This window comes from Candidatus Doolittlea endobia (assembly GCF_900039485.1).
Classification (GTDB): domain Bacteria; phylum Pseudomonadota; class Gammaproteobacteria; order Enterobacterales; family Enterobacteriaceae; genus Doolittlea; species Doolittlea endobia.
Map to the genome: position 1 here is coordinate 579599 of NZ_LN999833.1, position 15966 is coordinate 595564.

At 46.2% G+C, this 15966-nt stretch carries 13 protein-coding genes and 1 tRNA gene; 12 read left to right on the forward strand and 2 right to left on the reverse strand.

Annotated elements, in window-relative coordinates; translation table 11 throughout:
- The first annotated feature begins 581 nt into the window (after window positions 1-581).
- Entirely contained in the window at window positions 582-764 is a 183-nt protein-coding gene (locus A4A68_RS02070) for a Trm112 family protein (protein ID WP_067566554.1), read from the forward strand.
- Window positions 761-1516, forward strand: coding sequence for a 3-deoxy-manno-octulosonate cytidylyltransferase (kdsB, locus tag A4A68_RS02075; RefSeq protein ID WP_067566024.1), 756 nt, complete (start codon window positions 761-763; stop codon window positions 1514-1516). Before A4A68_RS02070 ends, kdsB begins: the two co-directional genes overlap by 4 nt.
- Window positions 1517-1607: 91 nt before the next feature.
- Here kdsB and tadA read toward each other — a convergent pair whose 3' ends face one another.
- Window positions 1608-2120 (reverse strand): tRNA adenosine(34) deaminase TadA, encoded by a 513-nt coding sequence (gene tadA / locus A4A68_RS02080; protein ID WP_067566027.1) that lies wholly within the window; start codon window positions 2118-2120, stop codon window positions 1608-1610.
- A 667-nt stretch (window positions 2121-2787) separates the two neighbouring features.
- Here tadA and A4A68_RS02085 point away from each other — a divergent pair.
- Window positions 2788-4128 (forward strand): glycoside hydrolase family 10 protein, encoded by a 1341-nt coding sequence (locus A4A68_RS02085; protein WP_082800152.1) that lies wholly within the window; start codon window positions 2788-2790, stop codon window positions 4126-4128.
- 589 nt (window positions 4129-4717) lie between these two features.
- A tRNA-Met gene (locus tag A4A68_RS02090) sits at window positions 4718-4791 on the forward strand.
- 791 nt (window positions 4792-5582) lie between these two features.
- Here the strand turns inward: A4A68_RS02090 and A4A68_RS03905 are convergent.
- Entirely contained in the window at window positions 5583-5687 is a 105-nt protein-coding gene (locus A4A68_RS03905) for a hypothetical protein (protein ID WP_408605383.1), read from the reverse strand.
- A 1065-nt stretch (window positions 5688-6752) separates the two neighbouring features.
- Between A4A68_RS03905 and A4A68_RS02100 the strand changes: the two genes are divergently transcribed.
- The 8 genes from A4A68_RS02100 to nuoI all read left to right on the forward strand — a co-directional run bounded on the left by A4A68_RS02100 (window position 6753) and on the right by nuoI (window position 15957).
- Entirely contained in the window at window positions 6753-7190 is a 438-nt protein-coding gene (locus A4A68_RS02100; RefSeq protein ID WP_067566033.1) for an NADH-quinone oxidoreductase subunit A, read from the forward strand.
- Between the two features lie 16 nt (window positions 7191-7206).
- Window positions 7207-7881, forward strand: a complete 675-nt coding sequence (locus tag A4A68_RS02105) for a NuoB/complex I 20 kDa subunit family protein (protein ID WP_067566036.1) — start codon at window positions 7207-7209, stop codon at window positions 7879-7881.
- A 75-nt stretch (window positions 7882-7956) separates the two neighbouring features.
- A complete protein-coding gene (nuoC, locus tag A4A68_RS02110; RefSeq protein WP_067566039.1) occupies window positions 7957-9756 on the forward strand; it encodes an NADH-quinone oxidoreductase subunit C/D in 1800 nt (599 codons plus the stop codon).
- 26 nt (window positions 9757-9782) lie between these two features.
- Window positions 9783-10289 carry an NADH-quinone oxidoreductase subunit NuoE gene (gene nuoE, locus A4A68_RS02115; protein ID WP_067566557.1) on the forward strand — a complete coding sequence of 169 codons (507 nt, stop codon included), beginning with the start codon at window positions 9783-9785 and terminating at the stop codon, window positions 10287-10289.
- On the forward strand, window positions 10286-11629 hold the full coding sequence (gene nuoF / locus A4A68_RS02120) for an NADH-quinone oxidoreductase subunit NuoF (protein ID WP_067566042.1): 1344 nt from the start codon (window positions 10286-10288) through the stop codon (window positions 11627-11629). The genes nuoE and nuoF overlap by 4 nt, the downstream gene beginning before the upstream one ends.
- Window positions 11630-11697: 68 nt before the next feature.
- On the forward strand, window positions 11698-14427 hold the full coding sequence (gene nuoG, locus A4A68_RS02125; RefSeq protein ID WP_067566045.1) for an NADH-quinone oxidoreductase subunit NuoG: 2730 nt from the start codon (window positions 11698-11700) through the stop codon (window positions 14425-14427).
- Entirely contained in the window at window positions 14424-15401 is a 978-nt protein-coding gene (gene nuoH / locus A4A68_RS02130; protein WP_067566048.1) for an NADH-quinone oxidoreductase subunit NuoH, read from the forward strand. Before nuoG ends, nuoH begins: the two co-directional genes overlap by 4 nt.
- Window positions 15402-15414: 13 nt before the next feature.
- On the forward strand, window positions 15415-15957 hold the full coding sequence (nuoI, locus tag A4A68_RS02135; protein WP_067566051.1) for an NADH-quinone oxidoreductase subunit NuoI: 543 nt from the start codon (window positions 15415-15417) through the stop codon (window positions 15955-15957).
- Window positions 15958-15966: the final 9 nt, after the last annotated feature.

Here is a 15966-nt window from a genome sequence, read left to right on the forward strand (position 1 = left end):
CGGCGAAATAACTGTAAAATTATCCTTGTTGCGTATAAGTCATTGTTCGTCTACTGAACAGTAGATCATGACTTGAACTAAGTGCTATTTTATCAGCAACCTACCTTGGCGCAATTTTGCCATATCGGCAATAATCTGGTTGTATGTTTGGATAAACGCTTCATAACGGAGCTCGAAGATACTACATTCGATATCAACCATCACATTAATATGTTCTGTATGAAGCTCAGTTATAATTTAGATTTTTCATGAAAACAGCTTTTAAGGCGTTGCATTTACGGTATAAGCTTTCCGAGCTATAATTTGATCTGGGATAAAACACATCAGCGTTAGATCGCTATAAAACGATACGCTGATAAAAATATTAACTTATTTAATGTAAAAGTGGATACTGGAAGGTTATGCAGGTAACTGTCGTGACGACAAAAAGACTAGCATTTTCAAAATTATTTCTTTATCACAAAAATAAGGTATTAGTTATTGGATTACACCAATAATTCGCAGCGACGGCTAAAAGGCCGGATATAACGCTGCAACTTCAATATCTGACCTCAGATGTCGAATGCGTTCATATGGGAATCATGGATCATCGTTTGTTGAAAATAGTTGCTTGTCCGGTCTGTAACGGAAAGCTTTATTATAAAAAAGAACGTCAAGAACTGATCTGCAAATTCGATGCACTAGCTTATCCTTTGCGTAAAGGCATCCCGGTACTGATAGAAAGTGAGGCACGCGTTATTACATTGGATGAAATCAAGTCATGAGTTTTGTTGCTATTATTCCAGCCCGTTTCGCCTCCAGCCGCCTTCCGGGCAAACCGTTAGCCGATATTAACGGCAAACCCATGATAGTCCATGTTATGGAGCGGGCACAGGCGTCTGGCGCCGACCGGGTCATTGTCGCGACCGATCATCAAGGGGTGGTCGAGGCGGTTAAGCGCACCGGCGGTGAAGTGTACTTAGCTCGTCTCGAGCATCGGTCTGGCACTGAGCGGCTACAGGAGGTAATTGATCGCTACGACTTGCCTGACGATCGAATTATCGTCAATGTACAGGGAGACGAGCCGCTCATTCCACCACAAATCATCCGCCAGGTGGCGGATAACCTGTCAGGGTCAGAGGCTAGCATGGCTACATTGGCAGTGCCTATTACCACCGCGAAAGAGGCTTTTAACCCTAACACTGTAAAAGTAGTGGTGGATGTGCGCGGTTATGCGCTGTATTTTTCCCGTGCAGCCATCCCATGGGACCGCGAAGGATTTTCCTGTAGCTGCGTACACCTTTCTCACAGTTTGCTACGACATATTGGAATTTACGCTTATCGCGCTGATTTTATACGTCGTTACGTCGACTGGTCTTCCAGTACATTAGAACAAATCGAGTGCCTAGAACAACTGCGCGTTCTGTGGTACGGCGAAAAGATTCATGTCGCAGTAGCGAGCGTCACGCCAGGTATAGGCGTGGATACACCGGAAGAATTGGCACAGGTTCGTTTTCTACATCAACAACTAAATTAATCCATCGTGCACCGGTTTCTCGATTTTGTTTACTCTAAAGCTACCATCACAACAGTATTAGAGATTTTCACGCAGATTTACTGATATAATCTTAGTGTTCAATGTCGTTAACAGGGTTATTTGTCGGTTTCAGTAACTGTCGCTGCGCCCGGCGGCGGCGGAAAAAATTGTTAATCTGAGCAGCACATACCTGTGCTGATACATCGCCGGTAATTTCAACCTGGTGATTAATCCGTGGATGACTGAATACATCCGTGATAGACCCTGCGGCGCCGGTTTTCTCATCCCGTGCACCAAATACCAGACGGCCAATACGAGCGTGGATCATTGCACCTGCGCACATTACGCAGGGTTCCAGAGTCACGTATAAAATCGCTTTTAATAAACGGTAATTACTTATCTGCGCCCCCCCCTGGCGCAACGCTATAATTTCGGCATGAGCAGTAGGATCATGATGGCCGATAGAACAATTCCAGCCTTCGCCGATAATTACACCATTTAGCACTAGGACAGCGCCGACTGGTACTTCGCCTTCGGCTTCAGCGCGTCCTGCTAACATTAGGGCATGACGCATCCAAACTTCATCGCTGCAGCGCTCGCTCATGATCTCTTTCCTTACTGACAACCGCTGCAGATTATACAGGCCTAACAAAAGAGAAGGAAACAGAATTAATCTAACTACTTGAGCTAGCTATTGTATGTTACACGTCAGCGATATTAGTTAAAATAACACTATTGCTATAGCAGCTGTATAATTTCAATGGTATGCCAAATTGCACCCACGCCATCTCCGGAGACATACCGCATCGCAGTAAACTTTCCCATTAGGGAAGTAGGGCGGTCGTTACAAATTAAAGATAAACATTAGTTGTTCTTTTTTTTAGAAAATATATGGAAAAGAAGCGATTAGATTTGACGAACACAGAAGTTAAAATAACAAATTGTAATTGCGACGCCTTTATTCTCGGTATATGACCTTGGATGCTTGTGTTATGCGGCGGCATAAGAAAAGCGCATAATTTATTCATCCCTGTGCATACCTTATAAGGCTGATAATTATGTTGCAAATGTTAACTCCGTTATCGTCACCTATTCTTATTATGTCTACGATGACGTTTGGAAAGACATGTATGCTCTTGCTAGCCGAAATCTTAACGGAGCAACGTTACTACAGGGAAAACTATAGGCTCAAAAAAGCAATGCTAGCACTGTATCAGTGCTTGTGTTGCGATTACTGATTTCGGAATCTATTTTAGAGAGACAACAATGTGATGTTACAAAGAAATAATTTTTGGTTAACGTTCTTAATTATGTTGGTGGAACTTACCGGTTGTGGGCAAAAATGCGTGGTAGAATGTCTATTACCGCCACCTCTTCAATGTCAGGCGCTCGAGATGCGCGGCGTTTGGTTGAGCACAGCTTATGGACTTGATTGGCCCACTCCCTCAAGAATTGAGGGACAAAGCGATACGCAACGAATCCAGCAACAACAAAGTACGCTCGTCGCAAAGTTAGATAATCTCGTAAGAGTAGGTATTAATACGGTGTTCTTTCAGCTCAAACCAGACGGCACTGCCCTCTATCGTTCCACCATGTTGCCATGGACAGAAGTCCTTACGGGGACGATTGGTCGAGATCCAGGTTACGATCCTCTGGCATTTCTGTTAGCCGAGGCCCACAAAAGAGGCTTAAAGGTCCATGCTTGGCTCAACCCCTATCGAGTCACATTGAACACCAGACCTGAAATTACTGTAGCGTTGAAGGCTACGCTACGCACATCGCCTGCTAGCGTTTATGCATTACATCCCGACTGGATCCGCATTGCTAACGGACGTTATGTCCTCGATCCAGGCTTGCCTGATGTACGTCGATGGATCGTTAACGTAGTGACCGAACTAATTAAAAATTATCCTGTTGATGGTATTCAGTTCGACGATTATTTCTACAATGAAACTCCAAATTCCTGTCTGGATGACGATACCACTTATCGCCTTTACGGTCATGGATTTTCCGACAAAGGCGATTGGCGACGTCATAATACCTTACTTCTGGTCCAGGAAGTGTCTAAGGCGATAAAATCGTTTAACGCGCAGATTGTTTTTGGTGTTAGCCCCGTTGGAATTTGGCGCAACGCTGCAGATGACCCTCGGGGCTCGGCTACCCAAGGCGGAGGGCCTTCGTATGATACCGCTTACGCTGATACACGGCTGTGGGTTAAAAAAGGTCTGCTGGACTATATTGCCCCTCAGCTATATTGGCCTGTGGGACGCCAGGCTGTACGTTATGATGTACTTGCGAAATGGTGGGGAGAGGTGGTTCGTCATACCAATACTAGGCTTTATATTGGCGTAGCGTTATACAAAATAGGCAGTTCCATCAAAACAGAACCGGATTGGAGCGTAGCAAATGGGATCGCTGAGTTGAAAAAGCAATTAGATATTAACGAGGCCGTACCTAAGATCAATGGCACCATTTTGTTCAGTGAGTCCTATCTCAGCCAGCCACAGACTGCCGCGGCTATTAACTATCTACAGCGCCGTTGGACGACGTCAAATCGAGGTAATCAAAACATGGGTGGTCCGGTAGGGGTCAATGCTGAACAGGGAAAATAGTAGTTGTAGAGTGTATTGATACAAAACCGCGGCACTAGAGTTGTGTAGTAAAATGGGAGTTATAAAAGAGGCTCAACAGTAAATCGCATCTTACATGGCAAATTTGAACGTCCAGTAGGTAACTCAGATTTACTAATGGTAGTATATTATCATATGTCAGATAATCGTTGCAGATTTATAGTGTTTCTGATATCGTAATAGGAATAGTTTGACGAATAAGCCGTTTAATGTGCATGCATAAATTTGGTTTGCAAGAAATATACAGATATTGCGAAATTACTAATCCTGTTAATTAAATTTAACGTTTTAGTTATGTAGTAAGTAAACTTAGCTTATAGAGCAGTATAACTTAAATTTACGTACCCACATCACATATCTTTCTTATAAAAGTATTTGGTTTAACAAAAGCATTAAATGATATTACGCTATTACTAGAAAAGCTGAGTTAGTGCTTAACTGACTGATTAAATCAAATCTAATATATACCGCTGTCTTTTCTATACCTATTCTTAACTCATAAGAACTTACCATTCCAAAAAAATAACTTGTTTTTTTGAATTATCAGCGTATCATATCCAGTGCTTTCAGATGCGGGGTGGAGCAGCCTGGTAGCTCGTCGGGCTCATAACCCGAAGGTCGTTGGTTCAAATCCGACCCCCGCTCTTACTGTTGTTATTAACGTTCACTTAGAACTATGATTTATCTTTAATTAGTAACAACGGTGTCCTTTTAAATGATGAGAAGATAGGAATCAATAAGTTTAAGTTGTGATCTGATAAGTGATACTAAATTTACGTACTCATATTAAACGTCTTTCTTTTTAAAGAATTTTCTTTTTAAAATTAGACGGCTGATTTTTCCAAATCCAAAACACTGCATTATCGACAATTGTTCTTCTTGACTCAGCACCCTTTTCTCTTTACGACAGGAGAAGGTGCGTTTCATATTCAGCGGCAATCTCAGAAGTTTCGTATCGACGACTTCCATTATTTTGTAGTGTCATTTATTTTCCGTTGTAGTAAAGCCGATAGAATTCGATGCGCTGATCATTCAGTATTTGCAAGTATAGTCAATTGGCGCATAAAGCTGCAGAAATTCCGGCTTCGTCTATATACCAATGAATACTGAAAGCGTTCATTGCACTCTGCTGCATTGAAAAATTACGCTACAGAAGTTTATTGATAGAGTAGAGCCTGATACTAAAGTTTGTTATACGCTGTGAAATAGACAAACAATGCGTTGCTTTGCGTAACAAGGATAATCCGACGCTAACTGTTTATGCTTACAGCCACATAGTAAGCAAAATATGTTCCGTAGATAGTGGTATAATTTAAATTTATGCGCCGACATCAAACGGCTTTCTAGTTTAGAAGCAGAATCAATGCATAACAAGATTATTAGAATATACATGATTGATTCTGTCAAATCGCAAGTGCTCAATACCGGTAGGTAAGTTACCGAAGTAAAAGAGTCTCAATAACGCCATTCGCAATAACAAACGCGTAGTTATCCAAAAGTGCGCCTCCGGCATAAGCACCGCTGTTAGTTAACATATACATAGTCAACTTCTGGAAGTTAATCGGCGGCGTTGGATTGTCTTGTTCTAGTTCATAGAAGTATTTAACTGTTTAGGTGATTAACGCTACCTTCCGTATCAGCTTGCTAAGTGTAGGCTCTTATTTTGTCTTATCACCAAGTTATCACCTCGTCTACATTAAACAGCGCACCGACGCCACCGTGAGAGTGTAACAAGGTGCCTGCTCAATATCATTGTCAAAAAGCGTGCGAAGGGCGTCCTAGATGGGACTTTTGATGCACGTACATGAAAAAAATTTTGCCGTAAGATTTGATCTTCTCTTCAGAAAGCCTTGTCATTAAGAAGATTGATATTTCACAGATTAAAAATTATTAAACATGAATGAATAAGTAGTTTTGGGATGTGTGGTGAGTAAGCTCCATATTTGAGGTCACTAATGCATAAGTTGACTTAGCCTACTTTATGCGTCTCAACCAAGCTATTGTAGGCCGCCAATGGCGTACTGTCAGCTGGCAGATCGTTAATATAATTAACGATATGACGTGACGTACCTGATCGGTAGTGTTTAATGAAATTGTTTCTTAACATATTACGATTGTATTGTGTGATTATGGAATTCGATGTTTTCTTCATTCGAAGCAATTACGAGTTAATTTTTACTTAAGTTAAAAGGGTGTCGTTATAAGGTAAAATACCGAGAGTAGTATATTTAGGCCTTACATTATGATTAAAATGCTGTCGTGACTCAAAATTACAGATCTTTATCTTCTAATTTTCAAATACAGAAATGGAGCAAAATTTACGCACCTATTCTATTGAAATGCAAAACGATTTACTGCTTATACTGACACATAATTTTCTTAAAATGATATCACTGGCTGCAGTTGTTAATAACTTAGGATAGTGTTTGACGACCAACATGATTGATAGGCAATCCTTGTGAATTGATCTTTGCAGGTGTAGAGTAAAATGGAATTTGTGATATCTAAGCCGGATCATTCCAGTAAATCTATAATAGATGTATAAAACTGCTAAAAATTCATGGAGCATGCTTACAAGCTGTCACTTTTAATAAATACTACAGAGAATGTCGATAACCACTGAAATTACCGCTCGTCACTGGGCTTTCGCTATATTCCTTCTTGGGGCGTTGAGTCTGTGCGTTCTCATTCTAACCGGCAGTTGCTTGCTTGGCACTCGAGCTCGGGGACGCTCGAAAAATATGCCATTTGAATCTGGAATCAACCCGGTCGGTACCGCAAGATTGCGCTTTTCAGCTAAATTTTACCTTGTGGCAATGTTTTTTGTTATTTTCGACGTTGAAGCCCTCTATCTTTATGCCTGGGCTGTCGCTATTCGAGAAGCGGGCTGGATAGGCTTCATTGAAGCAACCGTTTTTATTCTTATTCTATTAACGAGTTTAGTTTATCTAGTTCGTATCGGCGTCCTTGATTGGGCGCCGAAGCGCTCCCAATATTTGCGCCAAGAAGATTTTATTGACGTTTCCTACCGTCATCAAGAGTAAACAATGAGGAAGTAAAATGGATTACACTCTCATCCGCGCGGAATCGGATGATAACAACCAGCGGTATCCTATGCAGAAACAGGAAAACGTGGCTGATCCGCTTGAGCGTCACGTCCAGCGAAATGTATACCTAGGTAAACTTGAGCGAGCTATGCACAATGCGGTGAATTGGGGACGAGGTAACTCGCTTTGGCCTTACAATTTCGGCCTTTCCTGCTGCTATGTTGAAATGACTACTGCCTTTACTGCTGTGCACGATGTGGCGCGCTTCGGCTCGGAAGTTATCCGCGCCTCACCGCGCCAAGCGGATTTCATGGTGGTAGCAGGGACGCCTTTTACCAAGATGGCGCCTGTTATCCAACGTCTTTATGATCAGATGCTAGACCCGAAATGGGTTATTTCTATGGGAGCTTGTGCCAATTCCGGCGGCATGTACGATATCTATTCTGTTGTACAGGGTGTTGATAAATTTCTGCCGGTGGACGTTTATATTCCCGGTTGTCCACCGCGCCCTGAAGCTTATATCCAGGCGCTGCTTTTGCTGAAAAAGTCTATCAGAAAAGAACGCCGTCCGCTTTCTTGGGTAGTGGACGATCAGGGCGTCTATCGCGCCAATATGGAGTCGGAACGTCAACGTAAGCACGGTGAACGTATCGGGGTTACCCATCTGCGCACCCCCAACGAAATTTAACGCGCGGATACGCATACTGGTCAAAGCTGATAACGCGGCGGCATGTGCCATGCATAGCCAATGATAAAGATAACTATGATAGAGTTGATGACAGAAAATTCCGCCCTGCCAGCCTGGCAATCACTAAATCATTTTGATGATCCAGTGATTGATGAGTTACGTGACCATTACGGACCGGACGCGTTTAACGTGCAGCCGGCTTTTACCGGCATGCCGGTCGTTTGGGTGAAGCGCGAACAAATCCTCGAGATACTGACCTTTCTGAAGACACTGCCAAAATCATACGTAATGCTTTATGATTTACACGGAGTAGATGAGCGTCTACGTACCCACCGTCGTGGCTTACCATCAGCGGATTTTACCGTTTTCTATCATCTGATTTCCATAGATCGAAATCGCGACATTATGCTGAAGGTAGCGCTGTCAGAAAATGATTTGCATCTGTCTACTTGCACTCGTATTTTCCCAAACGCTAATTGGTATGAGCGTGAAACTTGGGAGATGTTCGGTATCACCTTTGACGGCCACCCTAATCTGACCCGTATCATGATGCCGAAAAGCTGGGAAGGGCACCCGTTGCGCAAGGATTATCCTGCACGTGCCACCGAATTCGATCCTTTCGTCCTCACTAAACAAAAAGAAGATCTAGAAATGGAAGGGTTGACCTTCAAACCGGAAGAGTGGGGCATGAAGCGCGGCACAGACAATGAAGACTTTATGTTTCTCAACCTCGGGCCAAACCATCCTTCTTCACATGGTGCGTTCCGAATTATTTTACAGCTAGACGGTGAAGAGATTGTCGATTGCGTGCCTGATATCGGTTATCACCACCGCGGCGCAGAAAAGATGGGCGAGCGTCAGTCCTGGCATAACTATATTCCTTATACCGACCGTGTCGAATACCTTGGTGGTTGTGTTAACGAAATGCCTTACGTTCTGGCAGTAGAAAAGCTAGCTGGCATCGTGGCACCCGATCGTGTTAATGTAATTCGGATAATGCTGTCAGAGCTATTCCGTATCAATAGTCACTTGCTGTACATCAGTACTTATATTCAGGACGTAGGCGGGATGACCCCAGTGTTTCTAGCGTTTACCGACCGTCAGAAAGTTTATGATGTAGTCGAAGCGATTACCGGTTTTCGTATGCATCCGGCCTGGTTCCGGATTGGGGGCGTGGCGCACGATTTGCCGCACGGCTGGGAAAAATTGTTGCGCGAATTCCTCGCCTGGCTGCCGAAGCGTTTGGACATCTATATCAAAGCAGCACTCCGAAACAGCATACTACGCGCTCGTGCTGAAGGCATCGCTGCCTATGGTGCAAAAGAGGCTCTAGACTGGGGCGTAACCGGCGCGGGGTTGCGCGCCACCGGAATTGATTTTGATGTGCGCAAATGGCGTCCATATTCTGGTTATGAAAACTTCGATTTCGAGGTGCCAGTGGGTTATGGGGTGAGCGACTCTTATAACCGCGTAATATTGAAAGTGGAGGAGATGCACCAAAGTTTACGTATTCTTAAGCAGTGTCTAAACAACATGCCGGCAGGTCCCTTCAAAGCCGATCATCCACTGACTACACCGCCGCCGAAAGAACGTACTTTGCAGCATATTGAGACGCTTATCACGCATTTTCTGCAGGTCTCGTGGGGTCCGATAATACCTGCTAACGAATCATTTCAGATGATTGAGGCCACTAAAGGTATCAATAGCTATTATCTGACTAGCGATGGTAGCACAATGAGTTACCGGACGCGTATTCGAACGCCTAGTTTCCCTCATTTGCAGCAAATCCCATCAGTTATTCGCGGCAGCCTAGTGTCGGATTTAATCGTATATCTGGGTAGTATTGATTTCGTTATGTCAGATGTAGACCGTTAATTATGCAGCAACAGAAAGATACCCTCATGTATCCGACGGCAGAATTGGACGCTACTACCGAAATGTTTGAGCTGAGCCAAGAAGAGCGCGAAGCCATCGAACATGAAAAGCGCCATTACGAGGATGCGCGTGCCGTCTCGATTGAAGCATTGAAAATCGTACAGAAGAATCGCGGTTGGGTGCCAGACGAAGCCATTCCAGCCATCGCTCAAGTATTAGACATTCTCGTCAGCGACGTTGAAGGAGTGGCTACGTTCTACAGCCACATTTTCCGTCATCCGGTAGGCCGCCATGTTATCCGCTATTGCGACAGCGTAGTTTGCTATATTACCGGTTATCAAAGCATCCTGTCCGTGCTAGAGCATTCTCTGAATATTAAGTCGGGACAAACTACGCCAGATGGTCGCTTCACCTTGCTACCCACCTGCTGTCTAGGCAATTGCGACAAAGGACCGATCATGATGGTAGATGACGACACTTACGTGCATTTGACGCCAGAAGGAATTAGTTCGTTGTTGGAACAATATCAATGATTAAAACCATTCTCCGCTTGGCGGAAACACATCCGCTGACCTGGCGGTTGCGCGATGACCATCAGCCGGTATGGCTAGACGAATATCAGAATAAAAACGGTTATGTTGGCGCACGCAAGGCGTTGAGTATGGAGCAGGACGATGTTGTTACACTTGTGAAAAATTCTGGCTTGAAAGGACGCGGAGGAGCCGGCTTCTCTACTGGCCTGAAGTGGAGCTTGATGCCAAAAGATTCCGACATGAATATTCGCTATTTGCTGTGCAATGCTGATGAAATGGAGCCTGGCACCTATAAAGACCGTTTGCTAATGGAGCAATTGCCGCATCTGCTAGTTGAAGGGATGCTGATCGCCGCCTTCGCGCTGAAGGCCTATCGTGGATATATTTTCCTGCGCGGCGAGTATATTGAGGCGTCAACGAACTTGCGCCGCGCAATAGTCGAAGCTACCGAAGCTGGTTGGTTGGGCAAAAATATTTTGGGTAACGGCTTTGCCTTTGAGCTTATCGTTCATACCGGCGCCGGGCGTTATATCTGCGGCGAAGAAACTGCACTGATTAATTCCTTAGAGGGGCGCCGTGCTAATCCGCGCTCGAAACCGCCGTTTCCTGCCAGCGCCGGCGCCTGGGGTAAACCAACTTGCGTTAACAACGTTGAAACATTATGCAATGTGCCAGCCATTTTAGAGCATGGAGTCGACTGGTATCGAAGCATTACTGCCGGCAAGAGCAACGACGCCGGCACCAAGCTAATGGGTTTCTCCGGTCGGGTGAAGAATCCCGGCCTCTGGGAATTACCGTTCGGCATCACCGCACGCGAAATCCTAGAGGATTTCGCCGGTGGCATGCGAGATAACTTAACACTGAAAGCTTGGCAGCCCGGCGGGGCTAGTACAGACTTTCTGACTCGGGATCACCTGGACTTTCAGATGGATTTTGAGAATATCGAAAAAGCAGGCAGTCGGCTCGGCACTGCACTGGCGATGGCAGTAGACAACAACATTAACATGGTGTCGTTAACTCGCAATTTGGAAGAGTTTTTTGCCCGAGAATCTTGCGGCTGGTGCACGCCTTGCCGCGACGGCCTGCCGTGGAGCGTTAAGCTCCTACGTGCGCTAGAGAACAACAAAGGTCAGCCCGGGGATATTGAAATACTGGAAGAATTGTGCCGCTTCCTTGGCCCAGGTAAAACCTTCTGCGCGCATGCACCTGGAGCAGTAGAACCGTTGCAAAGCGCGATTAAATATTTCCGCCCCGAGTTTGAAGCGGGTATTAGCGTTGAATATTTTGGCAATACGCGTGCCATTGCTGGCGTGCAGTCTAATTTATTTAAAATGTGCTGATAAGCGTCCAATACGATACGTATTTTTGATAACACTACCGTTGGTGGGTTCACCTGAGTATTCTGACTATGACTACTATTCATATAGACGGCGAAATGTACGAAGTTAACGAGTCTGACAACCTGCTAAAAGCCTGTCTGTCTCTCGGATTCGATATTCCGTACTTTTGTTGGCATCCGGCGCTAGGTAGCGTCGGCGCTTGCCGCCAATGTGCTGTCAAGCAATATCAAAACGCCGAAGATGCCCGTGGCCGACTGGTGATGTCTTGTATGACACCAACTGCTAACGCTAGCTTCATCTCTATCACCGACAATGAAGCAAAACAGTTCCGGAAAAGCGTAGTAGAGTGGATGATGATCAATCATCCGCACGATTGTCCAGTCTGCGAAGAGGGTGGGAGCTGTCATTTGCAAGATATGACGGTCATGGCCGGCCATACTATCCGTCGCTACCGTTTTACTAAACGTACTCACCGCAATCAGTATCTTGGCCCGTTTATTTCCCATGAGATGAATCGTTGTATCGCCTGCTACCGTTGTGTTCGTTACTACAAAGATTATGCCGACGGAAATGACCTTGGCGTATATGGCGCCCATGATAATGTCTATTTCGGCCGTTCTGAGGACGGGGTATTAACGAATGAATTTTCAGGAAACTTAGTAGAAATCTGTCCAACCGGTGTATTCACTGACAAAACACATTCTAAACGCTATAACCGTAAGTGGGATATGCAGTTCGCACCGAGCGTTTGCCAGCAGTGCAGCATTGGCTGCAATACCAGCCCTGGTGAGCGATATGGCGAGCTACGCCGCATTGAAAATCGCTACAATGGCAGCGTCAACCATTACTTCTTGTGCGACCGCGGCCGTTTCGGCTACGGCTACGTCAATCTTAAAAACCGTCCACGTCAGCCTCTTCAGCGCCGTGGTGAAGGCTGGGTTACGCTTAACGCCGATCAAGCTATGCAAGGCGCCGTCGATGCGTTACGCCAAGCACATAGAATGATTGGCATCGGCTCACCGCGCGCGAGCATCGAAAGTAACTTCGCCTTGCGCAAACTGGTAGGTGCTGAGAACTTCTACACCGGTATCGACAGCAGTGAACAAAACCGATTGGCGTTGATGCTCAATGTTTTGCGAAATGGTGGTATTCGTACACCATCGTTGCGTGAAATAGAAGGTTATGATGCCGTACTGGTGCTAGGAGAAGATTTAACTCAGACCGGTGCACGCATCGCGCTAGCGGTACGACAGGCCGTGAAGGGCAAGGCGCGTGAAATGGCCGCGTCGCAGAAAGTGGCTGACTGGCAGATAGCAGCCATTATGAACATTGGCCAGCGCGCCAAATACCCGTTGTTCGTCACCAACGTTGACCGAACTTGTCTGGATGATATCGCCGCCTGGAGTTATTATGCGCCGGTAGATGATCAGGCGCGTTTTGGTTTCGCCATCGCCCACGCGTTGGATGAAATGGCGCCAGCGGTGACTGACTTAGATGACGCGCTTAAGGGTAAAATCGACGTGGTGGCACAAGCGCTAGCTGGCGCTCGTAAGTCACTTATTATCTCCGGCAGCAACGCTGGGAACGAAGCGATGATTGCCGCTGCTGCCAATGTTGCGCGCGCCTTAAAGGTCAGGGGCAGTGATGTTGGTATTAGCTTTATTACCGCCAGTGCCAACAGCATGGGCTTGGCAATAATGGATGGAGGTAGCCTAGACGATGCACTTGACGTGCTGGAGCGGGGTTCTGCGGATAGCGTAATTGTGCTAGAAAATGATTTGTATCACCATGCCACGACCGCGCGTATTGACGCTGCGCTAGCTAAAGTCAATAACCTCATCGTACTAGATCACCAGCGCACTCCCTTACAAGATAAAGCCCACCTCATCCTGTCGGCGGCGAGCTTTGCTGAAAGCGATGGGACAATTATTAACCAGGAGGGCCGAGCGCAACGTTTCTTTCAAGTCTATTATCCGGCGTACTACGATGATCAGGTTATCATGCTTGAAAGTTGGCGCTGGCTGCATTTACTACACTCAACCTATTTAAATCGCCAAGTAGACTGGACGCAGCTCGATCACATTATTGATGCTGTAGCCGAGGCGCTGCCGCAGCTTTCGGGGATTAGAAATGCCGCGCCAAACGCTCGCTTCCGAATTCACGGCTTGAAACTAGCGCGAGAGCCTCACTGTTACAGCGGTCGTACCGCGATGTGCGCTAATATTAATGTGCACGAACCTCGTGCACCACAAGATGTGGATACCATGTTCGCCTTCTCCATGGAAGGTAACAATGCTCCACAAGCGCCGCGTCAACAGATAGCGTTTGCCTGGGCGCCAGGCTGGAACTCTCCACAAGCTTGGAACAAATTTCAGGACGAAATAGGCGGTCATTTGCGCCACGGCGATCCCGGCGTACGGCTATTAGAAGCAAGTGAAGATCAGTTGGATTACTTTCGCGCCATTCCGTCTGCGTTTAAGCCGACTCTGGATGGAAGTTGGCGTGTTGCACCATATTGGCACTTGTTTGGCAGTGAGGAGACATCGCAGCGTTCTCTTGTTATCCAAGAGCGGATGCCGGCGCCTTATGTTATGCTGAACCAGGCCGATGCCGCTCAGTTGGGCGTTAAAAGCGGGACTCTGCTCGCCTTTAGCTGCGCGGGAGTAGAACTACGTTTACCTGTGCAGTTCAGCCATCACTTAAGCGCCGGGCAAATCGGACTGCCTCTAGGGTTTCCAGGTATTCCTCGGAATCTGACAGGACAATACGCTAAAAATTTACGGGAGGTCACGCCATGAGTTGGTTGACACCGGAGGTTACCGATATCTTCTTGACGGTTGTGAAAGCGGTCGTTATCCTGCTGGCGGTGGTTACTTGCGGTGCTTATATGAGTTTTGCTGAACGTCGCCTGCTGGGGTTATTTCAAAACCGTTATGGTCCGAACCGTGTTGGTTGGGGCGGTTCTCTTCAGCTTTTAGCCGATATTTTGAAGATGATGTGTAAAGAGGACTGGATTCCACCATTCTCCGATCGAAGCATTTTCACCTTAGCGCCCATCATTGCCTTTACCTCGCCGCTGATTACGTTCGCTATCGTTCCAGTAACTCCGACTTGGGTAGTTGCCGATTTCAATATCGGCGTACTTTTTTTCTTGATGATGGCTGGGCTAGCAGTGTATGCCGTGCTGTTCGCCGGCTGGTCAAGCAATAACAAATACTCACTTCTAGGGGCTATGCGCGCCTCGGCGCAGACCTTAAGCTATGAAGTGTTTCTCGGTTTATCGTTAATGGGCGTGGTGGCGCAGGCTGGTTCATTCAATCTCGGTGTGATCGTTGAGTCACAAGCGCATCTGTGGAACGTTGTGCCGCAATTCTTCGGATTTATCACCTTTTTGCTGGCAGGAATCGCAGTGTGTCACCGCCACCCTTTCGATCAGCCGGAAGCGGAGCAGGAACTAGCCGACGGCTACCATATCGAATACTCTGGAATGAAATTCGGCCTGTTCTTCGTCGGTGAATATATTAGCATGGTTACCATCTCGGCACTGATTGTGACGCTGTTCTTCGGTGGCTGGAAAGGACCATGGTTGCCGCCGTTTATCTGCTTCGCTATTAAAACTGCTTTTTTTATAATGACGTTTATTCTAATCCGCGCGGCGCTGCCACGTCCGCGTTATGACCAAGTAATGACGCTAGGTTGGAAAATTTGCCTTCCAATAACATTGCTCAATCTGTTAGCGACTTCAGCGATCATCTTATACAACGTGCATTAGGGATGCATGAATCATGACATTAAAAGAGTTAGTGATCGGCTGCGGCACCATACTACGTAGCATCTGGATGATTGGCATACAGGCGTTAAGCAAGCGTGAAACCCGCATGTATCCAGACGTGCCGGTCAATCCTTCACCGCGTTTTCGCGGGCGGATCGTTCTGACGCGCGATCCTGACGGCGATGAGCGCTGCGTGGCCTGTAACCTGTGTGCAGTGGTTTGTCCGGTCAGCTGTATTTCGCTACAAAAGGCAGAGACTAAAGACGGTCGCTGGTATCCGGAATTTTTCCGTATTAATTTCTCTCGATGCATTTTCTGCGGTCTGTGCGAAGAAGCTTGTCCCACCACTGCCATCCAACTGACACCGGATTTCGAAATGGGCGAGTTTAAACGACAGGATCTAGTCTATGAAAAAGACGATTTACTAATTTCAGGACCGGGGAAATATCCGGAGTATAACTTTTACCACATGGCAGGGATGGTAATTGCTGGCAAGAACAAGAGCGAAACAGAGAACGAAGCTAAACCTATCGACGTAAAAAGTTTACTACCCTAAGGAGACTGG